Origin of the sequence: Streptomonospora mangrovi, from assembly GCF_027604915.1 — a bacterium.
GTDB classification, from domain to species: Bacteria; Actinomycetota; Actinomycetes; order Streptosporangiales; family Streptosporangiaceae; genus Streptomonospora; species Streptomonospora mangrovi.
In genome coordinates this window covers 41,204-60,773 of record NZ_JAJAQC010000005.1, presented here as the reverse complement: position 1 = coordinate 60,773, position 19,570 = coordinate 41,204, and the positions used below count along the sequence as shown (strand labels likewise).

The window sequence follows — 19,570 nt, the reverse complement described above, 5'->3', positions numbered from 1 at the left end:
GTCCAGGGTGCGGCAGGTACGGGCCCGAGCGCTGCTCTGCTTGGCCGTCCTCAACATATTCGTGCTGGTCGCGGGGTTTGTCGCCCTTGACGTGGTGCGATCACGGCCACCGGCGACCATGCCCTACCCTGTCGCCTTCGCCGAGGACGCGCCCGACGCGGCACCGCAGGACGCCCCCCGGGTGGACCCCGAGCGGCTCGCAGACAAGCTCGATGATCCCATGTCGGATTCGGGCTTCGCCGACGGGCTCACGGCCTTTGTCGCCGACGCCCAGACCGGCGACCGCCTCTTCGCCCGCGACGGCGACGAGACCGCCGTCCCCGCCTCCACCACCAAGATCGTGACCGCCGTGGCGGCCCTGCACGCCATGGGCCCCTCCGCGCGGTTGTCCACCGACGTCGTGCGCGACGACAACGGCGGGATCGTCCTCGTGGGCGGCGGCGACCCCACCATCTCCACCGACGGTACCTTCGAGCACTACCCGCGGCCCGCCACGATGGAAAACCTCGCCATCGAGACCGCCGCCGCGCTGCGCGAGTCCGGGACCGACTCCGTCAGCCTCGCCTACGACGAGTCCCTCTACAGCGGCTCCGACATGCCCCCCGGCTGGAAGCCCACCTACGTCACCGAGGGCAGCGCCGCCACCGTGCACGCCCTGATGCTCGACGGCGGCCGCGTCCACCCCGAGCAGCACTACAGCGAGCGCGTCGAGGACCCGCCCTCGGTTGCCGCCGACGCCTTCGCCGAGCAGTTGGAGGAGGCCGGTATCGAGGTCACCGGCGACCCCGCCCCCGGCGAGGCCCCCGACAACGCCGACCCCATCGCCTCGGTGCAGTCCCCGCCGCTGTCGGAGCTGGTGGAGTGGATGCTGCTGGAGAGCGACAACAACATCGCCGAGGCGCTGTTCCGCCAGGTCGCCCTGGCCCAGGGCCACGACGCCTCCTCCGCGGGCGGCACCGAGGCCGTGGACGAGATCATGACCGAGCTGAAGGTCGACGACGTCCACATCGAGGACGGCAGCGGCCTGTCGGTGAACAACCGCATCACCCCCAAGGCTTTGGTCGACCTCGTCCTGCTGGCCGCCGACCCCGAGCACCCCGGCCTGCACGCCACCCTCTCCGGCCTGCCCACCGCCCACTTCACCGGCACCCTCGACAGCCGCTACTCCCCCGAGAGCGGCAGCTACGCCGGCGCCGGCGTGGTGCACGCCAAGACCGGCACGCTCAACGGCGTCAGCACGCTGGCCGGCACCGCCCAGACCGCCGACGGCCGGCTGCTGGCGTTCGCCTTCATGGCCAACGACCCCGCCGCCATGGCCAGCACTTTGGACACCTTCACCAGCGTCCTCGCCGAGTGCGGCTGCTCCTAGCCGCCCCGGGCGCCCCCCTCGGGCCGATCCCTGAGGAATCCCGGAATTCGCCGCGCGCACCCGCGCCCCGGCGACATCAGTGGGTACGGTGAAGTCGTGAATCTGATCGACTGGGACGTAGCCGTCAACACCGGTGTCCGCCTCGTGCGGCCCGGGCCGCAGGTGGACCTCGCCGACGCGCGCCAGGCCGTCGCCCAGCTCCGTGAGCTGTCCGCCGTGGCCCAGGGGCACGTGCGCGAGTTCACCCGTCTGCAACCCCTTGAACCGGCCGGACCAGCGGTCATCGTGGACCGTCCGGGCTGGATCAAGGCCAACGTCGACGGGTTCCGGGTCGTGCTGGAACCCATCCTCGACCGACTCAGCCGCGAGCGCGCCGGCAACGGCACCGCCGCCAACCTCACCACGGCCGTGGGCTCCCGCGTCACCGGGGTCCAGCTCGGCGCCGTGCTGTCCTACCTGGCCGGGCGCGTCCTCGGCCAGTACGAGCTGTTCCTTCCGCCCGACCCCAGCGGCGCCGCGCCCACCGGCCGGCTGACCCTGGTCGCGCCCAACATCGTGCACGCCGAACGCGAACTCGACGTCGACCCGCACGACTTCCGGCTGTGGGTGTGCCTCCACGAGGAGACCCACCGCGTCCAGTTCACCGCCAGCCCCTGGCTGCGCGACTACGTGCAGACCCAGATGCAGGAGATGCTGCTCACCGCCAACGTCGACGCCGGCGAGCTGCTCACCCGGCTGCGCGCGGCCGGCGAGGCGGTGGCCGACGCCGTCCGCGGCGGCGACTCCAACCTCATCCAGGCGTTCCAGAGCCCGGAGCAGACCGAGATCATGGACCGCATCACCGCGGTCATGAGCCTGGCCGAGGGCCACGGCGACTACGTCATGGACGCCGTCGGACCCGAGGTCGTGCCCACGGTCACCGAGATCCGGCGCCGCTTCCAGCGCCGCCGCGAGGGCGCCAACCCCATCGAGAAGGTCATCCGCCAGCTCCTGGGCATCGAGCTGAAGATGAAGCAGTACGAGGAAGGCTCGGCGTTCGTCCGCCACGTGGTCGCCCAGGTCGGCATGGCCGACTTCAACCGCGTGTGGGAGTCCCCCGAGAACCTGCCCACCCTCAAGGAGATCCGCGACCCCGGCGCCTGGATCGACCGGGTCGTGCGGCCCGCCGCGCTGCCCGACGCCGGGCCGGCGGGCGGATCCGCGCAGGAGTGAGCCCCGCCGCTGCGGCGGGGGCCCGGCCGTGACCGGCCCCCCGCCCGCGGTGGCGGCGGTGCGCCGCGCCGTGCGCCACGCCCTGGCCGGGCTGGCCCCCGGCGACCTCGTGCTGGTGGCGTGCAGCGGCGGCGCCGACTCCCTCGCCCTGGCCGGGGCCACCGCGTTCGCCGCACCCCGCATGGGGCTGCGCGCCGGCGGCGTCACCGTCGACCACGGGCTCCAGCCCGGCTCGGCCGAGCGCGCCGCCGCCGTCGCCGCCACCCTCCGCGACCTCGGCCTGGACCCCGCCGACCACGTGGCCGTGCGCGTGGGCGCCGAAGGCGGCCCCGAGGGCGCCGCGCGCACCGCCCGCTACACCGCGCTGGAGGCCGCCGCCCGCCGCCACGGCGCCGCCGCCGTCCTGCTCGGCCACACCCGCGACGACCAGGCCGAGACCGTGCTGCTGCGGCTGGCCCGCGGCTCGGGCGCCCGCTCGCTGGCGGGCATGCCCGCCGCCAGCGGGCGCTACCTGCGGCCCCTGCTGGGGCTGCCGCGCGCCCAGGTGCACACCGCCTGCGCCGACATGGGGCTCACCCCGTGGTCGGACCCGCACAACGCCGACTTCGCCTACGCCCGGTCGCGGGTGCGCCACGCGGCCCTGCCCGCGCTCGAGGAGGCGCTGGGCCCCGGCATCGCCGAGTCCCTGGCCCGCACCGCCGACCTGCTGCGCGACGACGCCGACGCCCTGGAGGAGTGGGCCGACCGCGCCGAGGCGGAGGCGCGCGCCGACGGCCCCGGCCTGGACGCCGCCGCGCTGGCCCGGCTGCCGCGCGCGGTCCGCACCCGGCTGCTGCGCCGCGCCGCCGTCGCGGCGGGCTGCCCGGCGGGCGCGCTGGGCGCGGTGCACGTGGCCGGACTCGACCGGCTGGTCACCGCGTGGCGCGGCCAGGCCCACGTCGACCTGCCGGGTGGACGGCGCGGGCGCCGCGCCGGGGGCCGGGTGCTCATCGACGCCCCCGCCCCTGAACCCGAGGGCTGATTCGGGCCGCGCCCCGCTGCCCGGCAAGCGCGCACCCCGCACCCGCTCCGGGCGCGCGCACCCCGGACTCCCGGCGGGCGCCCGCCCTCCGCATCCCCGACGAACGCATGCCCCGGGTCATCCGGCCCGCCCCGCCTCCGCTCCGGCGCCGCCTCGCCTCCGCCCCGCCGCGCCCGCGCGGGCATGATCGCGCTCACACCCGCGCCCACCGGCGAACGGGCGACGCGGCGCGCTCGGCCCCGGCGCCGCAGGGCGAGCCGGGCACCCCGCCCCCGACCGCGCCCCGCCCGAGGGGGCGGCCAGGCGCGGGCCGGGCGCCGCGCGCGTCTATTCTGGGGGCGTTCTGCCAACCCGGAGTGCGATCAGCGAGGTCAGTCAGCGTGGACGCGAAAGACATGGGCGCGGACCTGGAGAAGATCCTGGTCACCGAAGACCAGATCAGCGCCAGGCTGGCGGAGGTCGCCGCCGAGATCGACGCCGACTACGCGGGCCGCGACCTGCTGCTGGTCGGCGTGCTCAAGGGCGCGGTCATGGTGATGGCCGACCTCGCCCGCGCCCTGCACCACCCCTGCTCCATGGACTGGATGGCGGTGTCCTCCTACGGCGCCGGCACCACCTCCTCGGGCGTGGTGCGCATCCTCAAGGACCTCGAAACCGACATCAAGGACCGCAACGTCCTCATCGTCGAGGACGTCATCGACTCCGGCCTAACCCTGTCGTGGCTGGTGGGCAACCTCCGCTCGCGCGGTCCGGCCTCGGTCGAAATCTGCACCATGGTGCGCAAGCCGCTCGCCCTGGACGTCGACCTGCGGGTGCGCTACGTCGGCTTCGACCTGCCCAACGAGTTCATCGTCGGCTACGGCCTGGACTACGCCGAGAAGTACCGCAACCTCCCCTTCATCGGCACCCTCGCCCAGCACGTCTACCAGCGCTGAGGCGGACGGCGCGCGACCCGTCCCGGGGCGTCCGGGGAACAACCCGACCCGTCCCGCGCGTTGGTCTGGCGAACGGCTGTACACCGGCAGCGAACGCGGGGGTGCGCGAGTGCACCCGGTCACGAACGGGGTGTACCGTCGAATATCCCGGCGTTGCAGTAGGGAGACTGCGGACGGAGCGCGGGTCCACCGCGGCCGACCGCACAGGAAGTGTCCGATAGGTTCCGCTTTCCGGTGGCCGCATGGGCCCGCCGGTGGGGCGGTGGAGTCCGGCAAGGCGCGCGCGCCGGGCCGGGAGCCGCGGCCCCGCCGCACCCGTGCGCTCCACGGTGCGCGGGCCGCCTGGTCAGGAGGGACGGACCCAGCGGGGTTCCGGATAGATGAATCTCAAGCGCTTGTACCGCGGGCCGTGGCTGTGGATCCTGGCCATCGGCCTCTTGCTCTTCGCCGTCTTCCAGTTCACCGAGCTGGGCTCGGGCTCCGAGCCGGAGAAGGTCGACACCTCCAGGGTCTATGACCTCATCGCCCAGGACGAGATCGACAACGCCAGGCTGATCGACAAGGAACAGCGGATCGAGCTGACCACCACCGACGGCCAGGTGTACGAAGCGTACTGGGTCGCCGGCCAGGGGCAGCAGCTCGCCCAGCAGCTCGAGGACCTGGAGCAGGACGGCAACCTCAAGTCCTACGACGTCGAGGTCCCCCAGGACAGCATGTTCGTGTCGCTGCTGTTCAGCTTCCTGCCGCTGGTCATCATCATCGTCATCTTCCTGTTCATCATGAACCAGATGCAGGGCGGCGGCGGCCGGGTGATGAACTTCGGCAAGTCCAAGGCCAAGCTGATCACCAAGGACACCCCCAAGAGCACCTTCGCCGACGTCGCCGGCGCCGACGAGGCCATCGAGGAACTCCAGGAGATCAAGGAGTTCCTCCAGAACCCGGCCAAGTTCCAGGCCATGGGCGCCAAGATCCCCAAGGGCGTGCTGCTGTTCGGCCCGCCCGGCACCGGCAAGACCCTGCTGGCCCGCGCCGTGGCGGGCGAGGCCGGGGTCCCCTTCTACTCCATCTCCGGCTCCGACTTCGTCGAGATGTTCGTCGGTGTGGGCGCCTCCCGCGTCCGCGACCTGTTCGAGCAGGCCAAGGCCAACGCCCCCGCGATCATCTTCATCGACGAGATCGACGCCGTGGGCCGCCACCGCGGCGCCGGCATGGGCGGCGGCCACGACGAGCGCGAGCAGACCCTCAACCAGATGCTGGTCGAGATGGACGGCTTCGACATCAAGGGCGGGGTCATCCTCATCGCGGCCACCAACCGGCCCGACATCCTCGACCCCGCGCTGCTGCGGCCCGGCCGCTTCGACCGCCAGATCGTCGTGGACCGGCCCGACATGGAGGGCCGCAAGGGCATCCTCCAGGTGCACGTCAAGGGCAAGCCGGTGGCCGACGACGTCGACCTCGACGTCATCGCCCGCCGCACCTCCGGCATGACCGGCGCCGACCTCGCCAACGTCATCAACGAGGGCGCGCTGCTGTCGGCCCGCGCCGGGCGCTCCCAGATCGACATGGCCACCCTTGAGGAGGCCATCGACCGCGTCATGGCCGGCCCCGAGCGCAAGACCCGGGTCATGTCCGACGCCGAGAAGAAGGTCATCGCCTACCACGAGGGCGGCCACGCCCTGGTGGGCCACGCGCTGCCCAACGCCGACCCCGTGCACAAGATCACGATCCTGCCGCGCGGGCGCGCCCTGGGCTACACCATGTCTGTGCCGCTGGAGGACAAGTTCCTCACCTCGCGGTCGCAGATGATGGACCAGCTCGCCATGATGCTGGGCGGGCGCGCCGCCGAGGAGATGGTCTTCCACGAGCCCACCACGGGCGCGGCCAACGACATCGACAAGGCCACCAGCCTGGCCCGCAACATGGTCACCGAGTACGGCATGAGCGAGCGGCTGGGCGCCCGCAAGTTCGGCAGCGGCAACACCGAGCCGTTCCTGGGCCGCGAGATGTCGCACAGCCGCGAGTACTCCGAGGAGATCGCCTCGGTCATCGACGAGGAGGTCCGCCGCCTCATCGAGTCCGCGCACGACGAGGCGTGGGAGATCCTGCTGGAGTACCGCGAGGTGCTGGACGACCTCGTGCTGCGCCTGCTGGACAAGGAGACTTTGTCCAAGGAGGAGGTGCTGGAGGTCTTCGCGCCGGTGGTCAAGCGCCCCGCGCGCGGGTCCTACACCGGCTACGGCAAGCGGCAGCCCTCCACCCAGCCGCCGGTCAAGACGCCCAAGGAGCTGGCGCTGCTGGGTCCGCGCGACGTCGAGGAACTGGCGGCGGGCAACGGCCAGAGCGGCTGGACCGGCGGCTCCTGGCCCGGCGGCGAGCGCGCCGCCGAGCCGGCCGAGCGCACCGACACCGACCTCGGGTCCGCTGGCGGCCTCAACGGCCGCCAGGTCGGCGAGTCCGAGGACGGCCCCGGAGACCCGCGTGAGCGCTGAGGGACCAGGCCCCGACGAGATCCCGCTGGTGGTCCCCACCCACAAGGCGGTGGACCAGCCGCGGATCGAGAAGGCGGTCCGGGAGATCCTGCTGGCCATCGGTGAGGACCCGGACCGCGACGGCCTGCGCGACACCCCGGCGCGGGTCGCGCGCGCCTATGAGGAGCAGTTCGCCGGCCTGCACCAGAACCCCGAGGACGTCCTCACCACCGTGTTCGAGGCCGGCCACGAGGAGATGGTGCTGGTCCGCGACATCGAGCTGTACTCCACCTGCGAGCACCACCTGGTGCCGTTCTACGGCAGCGCGCACGTGGGCTACATCCCCAACAGCACCGGCCAGATCACCGGGCTGTCCAAGATCGCGCGGCTGGTCGACGTCTTCGCCCGCCGGCCGCAGGTGCAGGAGCGGCTGACCACGCAGGTGGCCGACGCGATCATGACGCACCTGGACCCGCGCGGGGTCATCGTCGTCATCGAGGCCGAGCACCTGTGCATGACCATGCGCGGAGTGCGCAAGCCCGGCGCCAAGACCGTCACCTCGGCGGTACGCGGCGACTTCCGCAACCGCGACCGCACCCGGGCCGAGGCCATGAGCCTCATCCTGGGGCGCGGCTGACCCCGGCCGGCGCCGGGCCGCGGCCGCGTTTTCCGCAAGATCACCGTCCGGGCGGGTCGCAGCGGCGCGGGGGCGTCTCGTAGGCTGATCGGCAAGATCCCCTCGGCGCGGCAGGGGGTCGGCCGGTCACGCGGCGCGGCACGAGCGGAGGGGAACACCATCACGGCTATGGAAGCGCACGGACGGCGCACACCGGACCGCGGCGAGGCCGAGCGGGGCCCGGCCGCCCCGCTTCCGCCGGGCCGCGGCCTGCCCGGGCTGCCCGAGCGGCGGCGGTGCCTGGTCATGGGGGTCGTCAACGTCACCCCCGACTCCTTCTCCGACGGCGGCGCGTGGTTCGACACCGGCAAGGCCGTCGAGCGCGGCCTGCAACTCGCCGAGCAGGGCGCCGACATCGTCGACGTGGGCGGGGAGTCCACCCGCCCCGGCGCGCAGCGCGTCTCCGGCGAGGAGGAGCTGCGCCGCGTCGAGCCGGTGGTCCGCGAACTCTCCCGGCAGGGGGTGGCCGTCAGCGTCGACACCATGCGCGCCGAGGTCGCCGACCGCGCCGTGGCGGCCGGGGCGCGCCTGGTCAACGACGTCAGCGGGGGGCTGGCCGACCCCGCCATGGCGCGGCTGGTCGCCGCCACCGGGGTCGCCTACGTGCTGATGCACTGGCGCGGCCACAGCCACCGCATGGAGGACCGCGCGGTCTACGCCGACGTGGTCCGGGAGGTCCACGACGAGCTGCGCGACCGCATGGCCGCCGTGGTGGACGCGGGCGTCGACCCCGCCCAGATCGTCCTGGACCCCGGGCTCGGGTTCGCCAAGCGGCCCGAGCACGCGCACAACTGGGCGCTGCTGGCCCACCTCGACCGCTTCGCCGACCTGGGCCGGCCGCTGCTCGTCGCCGGGTCCCGCAAGCGCTTCCTGGGTCGGCTGCTCAGCGACGCCGAGGACCGCCCGCGCGACTTCACCGCCTGCGACGACGCCACCGTCGCGCTGACCACGCTGGCGGCCGACCGGGGCGCCTGGTGCGTGCGCGTCCACGACGTGCGGCCCAACGCCGACGCGGTGCGGGTCGCGGCGGCCTGGCGCAGCGGCGGCGCCGACCTCGACGCCGGGCGCGGCGAACTCGTGGGCCGGGGCGGCCTGTGAGATCGCGGCAGGAGGTCATGGAGCGCGTCGCCGAGGCCAACGCGCAGTTCTACGAGGCCATCGAGAACGGCGACATCGACCTGATGCGCCGGGTGTGGGCCGAGGAGGACGAGGCCCCCGACCTGGTGTGCGTCAACCCCGGCTGGCCGCTGCTGCGCGGGCGCGCCGAGATCATGCGCGCCTGGGCGCTGATCATGGCCAACGTCCCCTACATCCAGTACGTGCTGACCGAGACCCACATCGGCGTCAGCGGCGAGGTCGCCATGGTGACCTGCGAGGAGAACGTCCTCACCGCCGAGGACGACACCCCGGGGTTCGTCGCGGGCGGCCAGGTGGTCACCACCAACATGTTCGTGCGCACCCCCCAGGGGTGGCGGATGTGGTCCCACCACGCCTCTCCGGTGCTGCTGGACGACGAGGACGCCGACGAGGAGCCCGCGTGAGCGCGGGCGGCGACCGCATCCGGCTCACCGGGCTGCGGGCGTTCGGCCGCCACGGGGTGCTGCCACAGGAGCGGGCCGAGGGCCAGGAGTTCACGGTTGACGTGGCGCTCGCCCTGGACCTGCGCGAGGCGGGGCGCACCGACGACCTCGCCGCCACCGTGCACTACGGCGAACTCGCCGACCGGTTGGTGGCGGTGGTCGGCGGCGAGCCGGTGGACCTGATCGAGACGCTGGCCGAGCGGCTGGCGCAGGTGTGCCTGGCCGATGCGCGCGTGCGCGAGGCCGAGGTCACCGTGCACAAGCCGCACGCGCCCATCGCGCACCCCTTCGACGACGTGGCGGTCACGGTCGTGCGGAGCGCGGCGTGAGCGCGGGGCCGGCGGCGGCCCGGGGCGCGGTGGGGCGGCCGGCGGTGCGGCGGGTGGTGCTGGCGCTGGGCAGCAACCTGGGCGACCGCATGGCGGCCCTCCAGGGCGGGGTCGACGCGCTGTTCGAGGCGCGGCCGCTGGTGCCGCGCGCGGTGTCGCCCGTCTACGAGACCGCGCCGGTGGGCGGGCCCGAGCAGGGGCCGTTTCTGAACGCGGTCGTGGCCGCCGACACCGCGCTGCCCGCCGAGGCGGTGCTGGAGCGGGCGCTGGCGGTGGAGGAGGCGTTCCAGCGGGTGCGCGAGGTCCGCTGGGGGCCGCGCACGCTGGACATCGACATCATCGCTGTGGCGGGGGAGCGCAGCGACGACCCCCGGTTGACCCTGCCGCACCCCCGGGCGCACGAGCGGGCGTTCGTGCTGGCGCCGTGGGCCGACGTCGACCCCGCCGCCGAGATCCCCGGGCGCGGCGCGGTGCGCGACCTGCTGGCCGCCGTCGCCGACCAGGAGCTGCGGCGGCGCGACGACCTTGAACTGCGGCTTCCGGACTGAGGCGTATGTACCACGATGACGACCGGCGCGCCGCGCGCGGGCACTGGCACGCGATGCACGGCGGCGCGTGGGAGCCGGGCGAGCCGGGCGGGCCCGGGCAGCCGGGCGGGCCGGGGTCCACAGACGCCGAGCGCGGCGGCGCGGGAGGCGAGCCGCCGGGCGGCGGCCGGGTGCGGCCCACGGGGTGGCGCATGCCGGTGGTGGTGATCGTGCTCAGCGCGCTGGCCGGGTACCTGCTGGTGGACCGGTTCTACGGCGACATCCCGCTGCTGCCCTGGACGGCGATCCCCACGCTGGGCCTGCTCGCCGTGGGCGAGGGCATCACGGCGGTGCACACCCGCCGCCGCATCCGCCGCGTCCCCGGCACCGAGCCGATGGACCCGCTGAGCGCGGCCCGCCTGGTGGCGCTGGCCAAGGCCAGCGCCGTGTTCGCCTCGGTGGTGGTCGGCGCCTTCGGCGGCATGCTGGTGGTCCTGGCCGACCGCCTCACCGCCACCGACGTCCGCGCCGACGCCATCACGGCGTCGGGCACCCTGGCGTCGGGCGTGCTGCTGCTGGGTGCGGCACTGTTCCTGGAGCACGCCTGCCGAGTCCCCGGCGAGAAGCCCCCGGGCGGCCCCCGGACGTAAGGGGCTCGGCGGAGGCGCCGGGGCGCCGAGGCGGGGCGACACCTGTCCGCCCCGCGACTCGTCGGCCGCGGACCTGAACCGCCCGCCGCCTTCGCCGCCCCGGCACAACCGCCGCCATCCGCGATGCGGCGCGTTGACCGCCCGCCGCCGTCGCCGCCCCGGCACAACCGCCGCCATCCGCGATGCGGCGCGTTGACCGCCCGCCCACGCCGTCGGCTCCGACCATCGGCCCCGGCCGTCCGGCCCCCTGCGCCGGTTGAGCCTCCAGCGAGGGGAGGCTCTAGCCTGGCGGGCAGCGCGGCCGGGCTTGCGGGGCGGCGCAGCCCGTGGCGGATGATCGGAGGCGGTGTCTCATGGCGCGGTGCCCCCACTGCGGCGCCCCGGCGCGGCCGCACTCGTGCGAGGAGCTGTTCCACGCCGTGCTCGCCCTGGACCACGCGCGTCGGCCGCCCTGGGGACCGCTGCACGGTGTCACGGTGTCCTGCTACCTGCTCCAGCACTCTGGACAGTGGCCCGCCACCGAGCGGAACCGGGCCTGGGCGGTCCTGACGGCCTACCTGGACGGCGGCCTCGACGCCGCCGCGCGGATCACCGAGCGCGCCCGCCGCGCCAACTCCCACCGCAACCGCGACGCGGCGCTTCCGGCCCTGAACCCGGGTGCGAGCGTGCCCGTGGCGGCCGCGCCGCCCACGTCGTTCGACGTCACCATCGCCGACGTCGCCCGCGACGGCACGTTCCCGGCCGAGGGCTACGCGGACCGGGTGGCGGACTGGGCACGGGCCACACTCACCGCGTGGCGCGCGCTCGCCCCCGGTCCCCGCTGACCCCGGCGGCGGACCATGGGGAGCCGTCGCCCGCGCGCCCGCGCGCGGCTCCCCGTCCGCCAACGCGGTGCGTGCGCATACCCGGGTCGCCTGCCGTGGACGGCGGCGACACGGGCGGAACACGCCCGTCCGGCGGCGTATGTGCGCCGTGCCGCCACGGAGACGCATCGGGATGATTGACTGGAATCGTGGACTTTGCCGCGTCTGAGCCAGCATCGCAGCGGACCGAATCCGAGCCGCGCTCCGAGGACGCGTCGGCGTCCCCGGCGGCCGCGTCCGCCGAGGAGCCCGACGGCGCCGCCGCCGCGCGCGCCGCGCTGGAGACCGCCTTCGCGGCCCCCGAGGGCACCTCGTGGAACCGCGTGTCGGCCGCGCTGACGCTCTACCGGCGCATCGTGCTCCTCGCCGTGGCCGTGCCCGCGCTCCTGCTGGGCGGCGCCGCGCTGTGGGTCTGGAGCTGGCCCTGGGGCCTGGTGTGGATCGGTCTGGTCGCGGGCGCCTCGGCCGGGGGCTGGGTGCTCGCCGAGCGGGTGTGCGCGTCGTGGGGCTACGCCGAGGGCGGGACCGACTTCTACCTGACCTACGGCGTGGTCACGCGCCAGCTCGTCGTCATCCCCTACGGTCGGATGCAGGTCGTGGACGTGACCTCCAACCTGCTGGAACAGTCGCTGGGGTTGGCCACGGTGCGGGTGCGCACGGCCGCCACCACGGCCGACACCCGCATCCCCGGACTGCCGCTGGACGACGCCGTCCGCCTGCGCGACCGCCTCGCGGCGCGCAGCGAGACCTTTTCGACGGGGCTGTAGCCGGTGCCGCCCGCCGCCGGGTCGCCGCGCCGCGCACGCGCCGCCGCGCCGACGGCGCGTGCGGGCGCCGAACCCGCCGCCGTACCCGGGGACGGGGACGGGGGCGGGACCGCCGGTCGCGGCGGGGAGCGCGGGGCCGAGCGGCGTGCCGCGCCGGATCGCGGCGCCTCATCGGGCACCGTGGGCGGGGTGCCGCGCGTTCCCGTCCGGAAGGGGCGGGGCACCGCCGGGGCGGCAGGTCGGGTAGAGGTGCCCGGGCACGCGCCGGGCCGGTCGGCCCGGACGCGGCGCGAGCGGAGCGGCCTCGCCGATGCCGCCGACCGGTAGGACCAGCGGCCGCCGAGCAGGCCCGCCAGTACGGGGAGGAAGCCCACGGTGAGCGACGCCAAGGACAACGCCGCGTCCGACCCGCGCGAACCCGACGACGAGCGCGGGCGCGGACGCGGGCGGGAGCCGGAGCCTTCGCCCGACGCGCGCTGGTTCGGCGACCCCGAGGGCGTCGGCGGTGGCGTCGGCGAACAACCGGCGGACCCCACCGGAGCCCGCGTATCCGGCGAACCGGAACCGGGCGATCCTGGTGTCCGAAACCAGGAGCGAGCGGAGGAGCCCGCCCCGGCCGCCCCGGAGGCGCCCGACCAGGCGGCACCGGCCGCGCAACCGCAAGCGGCACCGGCGAAGCCCGAGAGTTCTGAGCGCCCCGAGAGCCCCCGGTCCGGCAACACGACGAAGGCCGCAGACCCCGGCGACCCGAGCGCGGTGCGAGCCGGGGCGGAGGCGGCTGCGCCCGACGGTCCGGGTACCGGGCGCGGCGCCGAGTCGCGGGCCACCCCTCCGGGCGCGTCGGCGCCGGGTGAACCCGGTAGTCCGCCGGACACCGCCGCGCCCGGCCCGGCCGCCGAGGAGGTGGAGCCACCGGACGCTCCCGGCGGCGCCGAGCCCTCGGCCGCCGCACACGCGGCCGAGCCCGCCCCCACGGACGAGGCAGGGGGCGGCGTCCGCGCGCGGCGTGCCGGAGACGGAGGCGAAGCCCCGGACTGGAACGACGCGAAGGGCCGCCCCGGCGGTGGATCCCTGGCATGGTTCACCGACCGCCCGGGCTCGCCCGACCCCTCGGGCCTGCGCCCGGTCACCGCACCCACCGACACCCACCGCTCCGAGAACATCGCCCGCCCTCCGGCCGTTGACCGGCCCTACTACTCACCGGCGGCCGAGGCGTTCATGCAGAGCGGTCCCGACCCCGATGAGCCACGGACGGGATCGTCCTGCGGGGCGAGCGACGGACGTTCCACCGACCGGTCGGCTGGGCGCGGTTCCGTTCCAGCGCCCGAGGCGGTGGACGAGAAGGGCGGCGAGGGGCAGGGCCGCACGGGGGCCGCTGAAGACTTCCCGGTGCCGGACGCCGAGGCCGGCCCGGCTGGAGACGCGGACGGCGACGATCTGGCCGCGCCGCCGCCGGTCGTGGATCGGCCGTACTACTCTCCGGCGGCTGAGGCGTTCATGCAGAGCGGCCCCGATCCCGAGGAGTCGCGGACAGGGCTGCCTGCCCGGTCCGCGCCACCAGGTGGAGAGGTGTCTTCGCCTTCCGGCGCCGAGGGCGCGCAGCGCCGACGTGGCTCCGGCGCAGCCGAAGGGCTCGCCGAGGAGCGGGCGGACGGCGCCGGCGGCGGTGCCGCAGGGTCGGCCGCCGATCGGGCTTGCGCCGATCAGCGGTCGGGGCGCGGTTCCGTCCCAGCGCGCGAGGTGGCGGACGCGGAGGACCGCGCGGGGAAGGTCCGCGCGGGGGACGTTGACGGTCCGTCGGCGCCGACCGCTGAGACCGCTGCGCGAGGCACAGCCGAAGGGCTGAGATCCGCGCCGGGTGGTCGCACCGGCGGTGCTCCGGGCGAGCGGACCGCTGCGTCGGCGGACGCCGAGGGCGGCCCGATTGGAGCCGTGGAGAGCGGCGCGGACGGTGATGATCTGGCCGCGCCGCCGCCGGTGGTGGATCGGCCGTTCTACTCCCCGGCGGCTGAGGCGTTCATGCAGAGCGGTGCCGACCCTTCAGATGAAGGGGTCGGTCCGTACGCGCGGCGCCGGGACGGGAAGGCGGACGCCGCGTCGCGGGGTCCGCGCGGTTCCGGTGGTGCCGCCGGCGGGGCCTCGGGGGAGAAGCCCGCGTCGGGCGCGGCTGATGGCGGCGCCCGTGCGGCCGGAGGGCCGCGGGCGGGTCGGACCTCCTCCTCGTCGTCGGGCGGAGGCGTTCCGGAGGCGGAGCCGGGCGGCGGTCGCGGGGTGCCCGCTGAAGACGCGGACGCCGGTGCGCGCGCCGCCCAGGGCGCCCGGGCGGGCCGGGCGGCCGCCGGGGGTGCCGACGACGGCGGCGAGGGCGGCGCCGAGGTGACCTGGTACCGGGGCACCCCGGGGGGTGGTCCCGCCGACGCCGCGGGCGGGCTGTGGGCCGCCGACGACTTCGACCGCGCCGGTCCGTCGAAGCCCGGTGCGCCCCGGCGGCCCCGGCTGGTGCCCGCCGCCGGCGGACCCCCCATCGCAGGTCCCTACCCGGTGCCCGCCGCGTACGCGGGACCGTACCCCGCGTCCGGCGAACCCTCCGGGCGGCCGCCCGGCGCTCCGGGCGTGCGGCCGCCGGGTGGTCCGGGAGCGGGGGAGGCCACCGGCACGTGGACCGGCCCGGCGGCGGCCGGGCAACCGGCGTCCAACGGCCCTTCCGGCGCGCCGGAAGGGCCGACGCCCTACGGCTTCCCCTCGCCGCACGGCTATCCCTCCGTTCCCGGCGGGCCGTGGACCGGCCACGGTCATCCGCCCGCTTCCGGGCGCTCCGGCACCACGCCTGGCCAGGGGAGTCCGGTGGCCCCTGGGCGGCCCGGCTCCCCTCCGGCTTCCGGGCACGGCGGTACCACTCCTGACGCCGGGAACCCGGTGGCCACTGGACGCCCCGGCTCGCCGTCCGATATCGGGCGTTCCGGGGGGACGACCGGCTCTGGGGGTTCCGACCTCTCCGGCGAACCGCCTGCCTCCGGTGGCCCTGCGGGCGCCGGTGGCACCTGGGCCGCCGGGTCTCCGCGGGCGGGGCGGTCGTCGGGGGACTCCACGCACTCCGCGCCTTCCGCGCACCCCACACCTTCCACGCCGTCGGGCGGCGGCGCCGGACCGGCCCCCATAGGCACCGGTTCCTGGCGGACCGGTCCGGCCCCGCGCCCAGCAGGTCCCGTGCCGCCCACGCCGCCCGGTACCCCGCACCCGCTCGGCTCGCCGTACCCCCTTGGGGCTTCCGCCGCCGCGTACGGTCCCTCTCACCCCGTCGCCCACCCCGCGAGTCCGGCGGGGTTCGCCGCCGCGCGGCCCGGTGGGCCGGGCGGCGGCCCGGGCGGGGCCTACGGCGGTGGGCCCGTGCGGTTCCTGCCGCCCACGGCCGGAGGGCCGACGCCGCCCCACGGCCGTCCCGGCGGGCCGGGGCAGCCCCACCAGCCCGACCGGCCGCGCCGACCCGAGCCCGACGTCACCCGGGGCGCGCACCGCACCCACTGGGCCGCCGTCCCCTTCCAGGTGGTCCTGGTGACGACGGTGTTCCTCGCCCTGCCCGGCCCGCTGCTCAGCGAACTGGGCCTGACCTGGCTGTTCCTGGCCACCCTCGCCCTGGCCTGCGGCACCACCGCCTTCGCGCTGCTGTCCTGGTGGCAGTCCTCGTTCGGCCTGCGCGAGGACCACCTCGTGGTCCACTCCGGGCTGGTGCGCCGCTCCTCGCGCGAGATCCCGCTGAGCCGCCTCCAGGCGGTCGACGTCGTCCGCCCGCTGCTGATGCAGGTCCTCGGCCTGGCCGAACTCCGGGTCGAGTTGGCCGGGGGCGACGCCAGCGAGATCCGGCTGCGCTACCTGCGCTGGGAGACCGCCGAGCGCTTCCGCGCCGCGCTGCTCGCCCACGCCGCCGGGCTGTCCGGCAGCACGCCCGAGGCGCCCGAGTCGCCCTTCTACAAGCTCCCGTTCGGGCTGCTGCTGGCCGCCATGACGTTCCGGCTGCCGGTCCTGGGCGCCTCCATGCTGTTCCTCGTCCTGGTGGTGACCGGATTCGCCATGGCCGAACCCGGGGTGCTCGGCGGCGCCATCCCGCTGATGCTGGGCCTCATGCGCGGCTTCCTGGGGCCCCTCACCCGCTACACCGACTTCTACGCGTCCCTGTCGCCGGACGGCCTGCGCCTGCGCTACGGCGTGTTCCAGGCGCGCATGCAGACCGTCCCGCCGGACCGCGTGCAGGCGGTGCGGATCGTGGAGCCGCTGCTGTGGCGCTCGCTGGGGGTGGTGCGGGTCGAGGCAAACGTCGCCGGCTACGTCGGCGAGCGCCAGATGGACTCCTCCACGCTGCTGCCGGTGGCCCCGCGCGAACTGGCCTACGCCCTGGTCGACGAACTCTTCCCCGGCACCGACGCCCGGAGCGTGGCGCTGCACCCGGCGCTGACCGGCCGCCCCCGCGACGGCGCCCTTGGCGTGGACGAGCACCTCTACGTCGCCCGGCGCGGCCGGTTCTGCGAGGTGACCGAGATCGTGCCGCACGCGCGCACCCAGACGATCCGGATGAGCGCCGGGCCGCTCGCCCGGCGGCGCGGGGTGGCCGAGGTCGACGTCGACACCCCGCCGGGGCCCATCCGGGCGCGCGCCACCGGGCGCGAGATCACCGAGGCGCGCCGCGTGGTGGACGGCATGGCCGCCTACGGCCACGAGGCCAGGCGCACCACGCCCGGCCCCGAGCGCTGGGCCACGCGCAGCGACGCGGACACCTCCGGGGACTGACCGCCGCCGGCCGACGCCGACTGCCGTCTCCGGCTGTCCGCCGTCCCCGCCCCGGCGCGGACGGCCGACGGCGCGCCCTCAGACCATGGTCGAGATGCAGAACGGGTGCCCGGCCGGATCGAGCAGCACCCGCCAGCGATCCGGGTCGGGCTGGAACGGGGGTGCGGCGGCGCCGTTGGCGACCAGGTGGGACTGCGCGGCGTCCAGATCGTCCACGCCCAGTTCGATGTGGGCCTGCTTCTCCTGGGCCGGGTCGGGCCAGGTCGGGCGCCGGTAGTCCGCGAGGCGGTTGAACCCCAGCCCCGGCGCGCCTTCCCGGCCCAGCATGACGAAGTGGTCGCTGGTGTAGACGACCGGCAGGCCGAGGAGACCGCCGTAGAAGCGGGCCATCTCGGCGGGGTCGGCGCAGTCGAACGTTACGGCGGCGTAGCGGAAGGCGGGTGCGGGCGCGGGAGTGGGTGCGGACACGGACGCGGATACGGCTTCGATGCTCATGGGAGGGACCCTAGAAGCCGACCCGGACGGCGTCTGTCCTGGTCGTGCCGCACACTCGTAACGTGATCAGCACCTCCGCCCGCCTGCTCCACCTCGTCGCGCTGCTGGCCGCGCGCCCGTCGTGGACGTGCGGCGAACTCGCCGCGCGGCTGGCCGTCACCGAGCGCACCGTGCGCCGCGACATCGCCCGGCTGCGGGAGTTGGGCTACGGGGTGGAGTCCGAACCCGGGCCGTGGGGCGGCTACCGCCTCGGCGTCGGCCGGCGGATGCCGCCCTTGGCGCTGGACGAGGAGGAGGCGCTGGCGGTGGCCGTGGCCCTGCGCGAGGCCGCGTTCAGCGGTGTCCTCGGCGGCGACCAGGCGGCGCTGTCGGCTCTGCTGAAGCTGCGCCAGGTGCTGCCGGGGGTCGTGGCCGAGCGGCTGGGCGCGATGGACGCCGCGCTGGTGCACGTGCCCGGGATCGCCGAGCCGCAGATCGCCCCCGGCATGCTGCTGGACCTGGCCGCCGCGTGCCGCCGGGGCGAGCGGGCACGCCTGTCCTACCGCGACCGCGCGGGCCGCGCCACGGTCCGCGAGGTCGACCCCTACCGCCTGGTGCGTGCCGGGCGGCGCTGGTACCTCGTCGCCCGCGACGCGGCCAAGGACGAGTGGCGGACCTTCCGGGGCGACCGGGTCCAGGTCGTGGAGCCGACCGGCCGGCCCGCGACGCCGGCCGAACCGCCCGACCCCGGCCTGCTGGTCTCGCGCGCGCGGGCCGCCGCCACCTACCCGGTGCACGCGGTGGCGCGCCTGGCGGTGCCGCCGGAGCGGGCCGCGCGGCTGGTTCCGGACTCGGTCGGCACCCGCCGCGCGGACGGCCCCGACGCCACGGTCGTGGAGGTCGGCGGCCCCGACGCCGACGGGCTGGCCTGCTATCTCCTGCGCCTGGGCGTCCCGCTGCGCGTCCTGTCGCCCGAGAGCGTGCGCGAGGCCCTGGTGCGTCGACTCGGTGAGCTGTACGCCGCCAACGCCGAAGAGCCCGAGGAGCCCGAGGGCGCGGGGCGGAGGTGACCCGCCGGCGCGAACCTCTCTGGCCGCACCCCTACAGCGCCGCCCGCCGGGGGAGCGCCGACACACGGCGGCACGGCTCGGTGTGGCGTGTATCACGCGCGAGGAGGCGCGGCCCCGTCAGCACGCAGAGTTATCGGAGGGAATGTCCGGACAAACTCGGGCAAGGCACGTGGCCGAATGATTCCCCCTGGTTATTCACATTCGCGGGTTTGGTGGAAATCCGGGACACGCGTAACCGCGTGTGACTAGATTGAGTTTTGGACGCGATGTGTGATCGTGTTCCTACGCATAGTCAACGACGCCGGCCGGTCGTGTCCGACCGGCCTGGAGGGGAAACCACGTGCTGAAGAAGACCCTGGTCGCCAGCGCCATCGCCGCCGCCGCTGCCGGTGCGTTCATCGCCGGAGCGCCCGCCGCCTCCGCCGAGGTCGAGCAGGAGACCTCCGGCAACGGCAGCATCCTCGGCGGCAACCAGCTCGGCCTGGACCTGAACGTGCCCGTCAACGTGTGCGGCAACAGCGTCGCCATCATCGGTGTCGCCGGCGCCGACTGTGACCACTCCGGCGCCGTCGTCAAGAACTGAGCGACGTCAGCCGCGGCTTACCCTCCCGGTGAGCCGCCGCCCGGTCGGGACCGGTGCCGCACGGCGGCACCGGTCCCTTCGCGTTGCCGGCCCCCGCGCGCCGGCCCCTTGGCGTCGGCCGCCCCCGGCGCCGCTCCCACAGCCGCGACCCGCGACATGTGTCCGATCCTGCGGTCATCGGTTCCAGGTTGCTGTGGATTCGCAAGGCGCGTCCGCCTGTGCGGTTTTCGCCCCGGCCGGAACCGGGTCGGTACTCTTCCCGCC

The 19,570-nt window shown here is 75.5% G+C and carries 17 protein-coding genes; 16 read left to right on the top strand and 1 reads right to left on the bottom strand.

Going from position 1 to position 19,570, the window contains the following annotated elements; translation table 11 throughout:
• The first annotated feature begins 118 nt into the window (after positions 1-118).
• The 14 genes from dacB (at position 119) to LG943_RS04270 (ending at position 17,179) form a co-directional block, all read left to right on the top strand.
• Positions 119-1,369, top strand: coding sequence for a D-alanyl-D-alanine carboxypeptidase/D-alanyl-D-alanine endopeptidase (gene dacB, locus LG943_RS04335; RefSeq protein WP_333486326.1), 1,251 nt, complete (start codon positions 119-121; stop codon positions 1,367-1,369).
• 102 nt (positions 1,370-1,471) lie between these two features.
• Positions 1,472-2,581, top strand: coding sequence for a zinc-dependent metalloprotease (locus LG943_RS04330; RefSeq protein WP_270071019.1), 1,110 nt, complete (start codon positions 1,472-1,474; stop codon positions 2,579-2,581).
• A gap of 28 nt (positions 2,582-2,609) precedes the next feature.
• Entirely contained in the window at positions 2,610-3,602 is a 993-nt protein-coding gene (gene tilS, locus LG943_RS04325) for a tRNA lysidine(34) synthetase TilS (protein ID WP_270070848.1), read from the top strand.
• A 380-nt stretch (positions 3,603-3,982) separates the two neighbouring features.
• Complete coding sequence (gene hpt, locus LG943_RS04320; RefSeq protein ID WP_270070847.1) at positions 3,983-4,537, top strand: hypoxanthine phosphoribosyltransferase; 555 nt, start codon at positions 3,983-3,985, stop codon at positions 4,535-4,537.
• Between the two features lie 380 nt (positions 4,538-4,917).
• Complete coding sequence (gene ftsH / locus LG943_RS04315; protein WP_270070846.1) at positions 4,918-7,026, top strand: ATP-dependent zinc metalloprotease FtsH; 2,109 nt, start codon at positions 4,918-4,920, stop codon at positions 7,024-7,026.
• A gap of 19 nt (positions 7,027-7,045) precedes the next feature.
• Positions 7,046-7,642, top strand: coding sequence for a GTP cyclohydrolase I FolE (folE, locus tag LG943_RS04310; protein ID WP_270071018.1), 597 nt, complete (start codon positions 7,046-7,048; stop codon positions 7,640-7,642).
• Positions 7,643-7,927: 285 nt separating this feature from the next.
• Positions 7,928-8,779 carry a dihydropteroate synthase gene (gene folP / locus LG943_RS04305; protein ID WP_270071017.1) on the top strand — a complete coding sequence of 284 codons (852 nt, stop codon included), beginning with the start codon at positions 7,928-7,930 and terminating at the stop codon, positions 8,777-8,779.
• Positions 8,776-9,222: a nuclear transport factor 2 family protein gene (locus LG943_RS04300; RefSeq protein ID WP_270070845.1), complete on the top strand. Its 447-nt coding sequence runs from the start codon at positions 8,776-8,778 to the stop codon at positions 9,220-9,222. Before folP ends, LG943_RS04300 begins: the two co-directional genes overlap by 4 nt.
• Positions 9,219-9,590, top strand: coding sequence for a dihydroneopterin aldolase (folB, locus tag LG943_RS04295; RefSeq protein ID WP_270070844.1), 372 nt, complete (start codon positions 9,219-9,221; stop codon positions 9,588-9,590). The genes LG943_RS04300 and folB overlap by 4 nt, the downstream gene beginning before the upstream one ends.
• Positions 9,591-9,679: 89 nt before the next feature.
• Positions 9,680-10,138 carry a 2-amino-4-hydroxy-6-hydroxymethyldihydropteridine diphosphokinase gene (folK, locus tag LG943_RS04290; protein ID WP_270071016.1) on the top strand — a complete coding sequence of 153 codons (459 nt, stop codon included), beginning with the start codon at positions 9,680-9,682 and terminating at the stop codon, positions 10,136-10,138.
• A gap of 5 nt (positions 10,139-10,143) precedes the next feature.
• On the top strand, positions 10,144-10,767 hold the full coding sequence (locus tag LG943_RS04285) for a DUF3180 domain-containing protein (RefSeq protein ID WP_333486325.1): 624 nt from the start codon (positions 10,144-10,146) through the stop codon (positions 10,765-10,767).
• Between the two features lie 353 nt (positions 10,768-11,120).
• On the top strand, positions 11,121-11,591 hold the full coding sequence (locus LG943_RS04280; protein ID WP_270070843.1) for a DUF5946 family protein: 471 nt from the start codon (positions 11,121-11,123) through the stop codon (positions 11,589-11,591).
• A gap of 188 nt (positions 11,592-11,779) precedes the next feature.
• Positions 11,780-12,397 (top strand): PH domain-containing protein, encoded by a 618-nt coding sequence (locus tag LG943_RS04275; RefSeq protein WP_333486324.1) that lies wholly within the window; start codon positions 11,780-11,782, stop codon positions 12,395-12,397.
• A 3,387-nt stretch (positions 12,398-15,784) separates the two neighbouring features.
• Entirely contained in the window at positions 15,785-17,179 is a 1,395-nt protein-coding gene (locus LG943_RS04270; protein WP_270070842.1) for a PH domain-containing protein, read from the top strand.
• 78 nt (positions 17,180-17,257) lie between these two features.
• On the opposite strand, the gene LG943_RS04265 is transcribed toward LG943_RS04270, so the two are convergent.
• Positions 17,258-17,674, bottom strand: a complete 417-nt coding sequence (locus LG943_RS04265; protein WP_270070841.1) for a VOC family protein — start codon at positions 17,672-17,674, stop codon at positions 17,258-17,260.
• A 62-nt stretch (positions 17,675-17,736) separates the two neighbouring features.
• Here LG943_RS04265 and LG943_RS04260 point away from each other — a divergent pair, with 62 nt between their 5' ends.
• Both LG943_RS04260 and LG943_RS04255 read left to right on the top strand, forming a co-directional pair.
• Positions 17,737-18,723, top strand: a complete 987-nt coding sequence (locus LG943_RS04260; RefSeq protein ID WP_270070840.1) for a helix-turn-helix transcriptional regulator — start codon at positions 17,737-17,739, stop codon at positions 18,721-18,723.
• Positions 18,724-19,063: 340 nt separating this feature from the next.
• On the top strand, positions 19,064-19,306 hold the full coding sequence (locus tag LG943_RS04255; RefSeq protein WP_270070839.1) for a chaplin family protein: 243 nt from the start codon (positions 19,064-19,066) through the stop codon (positions 19,304-19,306).
• The last annotated feature ends 264 nt before the right edge of the window (positions 19,307-19,570 follow it).

Coding starts and splice junctions, on each gene's coding strand:
- dacB (WP_333486326.1), top strand. CDS start 119: ATGCCCTACCCTGTCGCCTTCGCCGAGGACGCGCCCGACGCGGCACCG.
- ftsH (WP_270070846.1), top strand. CDS start 4,918: ATGAATCTCAAGCGCTTGTACCGCGGGCCGTGGCTGTGGATCCTGGCC.
- folP (WP_270071017.1), top strand. CDS start 7,928: ATGGGGGTCGTCAACGTCACCCCCGACTCCTTCTCCGACGGCGGCGCG.
- folK (WP_270071016.1), top strand. CDS start 9,680: ATGGCGGCCCTCCAGGGCGGGGTCGACGCGCTGTTCGAGGCGCGGCCG.
- LG943_RS04285 (WP_333486325.1), top strand. CDS start 10,144: ATGTACCACGATGACGACCGGCGCGCCGCGCGCGGGCACTGGCACGCG.
- LG943_RS04280 (WP_270070843.1), top strand. CDS start 11,121: ATGGCGCGGTGCCCCCACTGCGGCGCCCCGGCGCGGCCGCACTCGTGC.
- LG943_RS04265 (WP_270070841.1), bottom strand. CDS start 17,674: ATGAGCATCGAAGCCGTATCCGCGTCCGTGTCCGCACCCACTCCCGCG.